Source organism: Achromobacter sp. UBA5777, from assembly GCF_002418565.1.
GTDB classification, from domain to species: domain Bacteria; phylum Pseudomonadota; class Gammaproteobacteria; order Burkholderiales; family Burkholderiaceae_B; genus Achromobacter; species Achromobacter animicus.
In genome coordinates, this window is record NZ_DIEJ01000191.1 from 1 (window position 1) to 330 (window position 330).

The following is a 330-nucleotide window of genomic DNA, read 5'->3' on the forward strand; positions in this document are numbered from 1 at the left end:
GGGTCGGACGCGGGAAAGGCGCCCAGGCCCATCAGCGTCAGGGTGCACGGCGCGCCGGTGTGGCGCACCAGATCCGTGAACGCCTCGCAGGCCTCGGGGCCGGCATTCACCAGGCCGCCGCCGCCGTAAAAGATGGGCCGCTTGGCCTGCGCGATCAGCGCGGCAGCGCGGCGCACGGCCGATTGCGGCAGCTTAGCCGCCAGCTTGCCCGACTGGCGGCGCGCACGCAGCGCGGCCAGCTTGTGTTGAGACGGCGCGTCCAGTCCATCGCTGTCGCGCGGCACGGCCAGCTGCACGTCCTTGGGAAAGTCCACCAGCACCGGGCCGGGA

At 73.0% G+C, this 330-nt stretch carries 1 pseudogene; it reads right to left on the bottom strand.

Annotated elements, in window-relative coordinates:
- A pseudogene (locus B3446_RS15065) lies at positions 1–330 on the bottom strand (acetolactate synthase 3 large subunit); the annotation flags it as partial.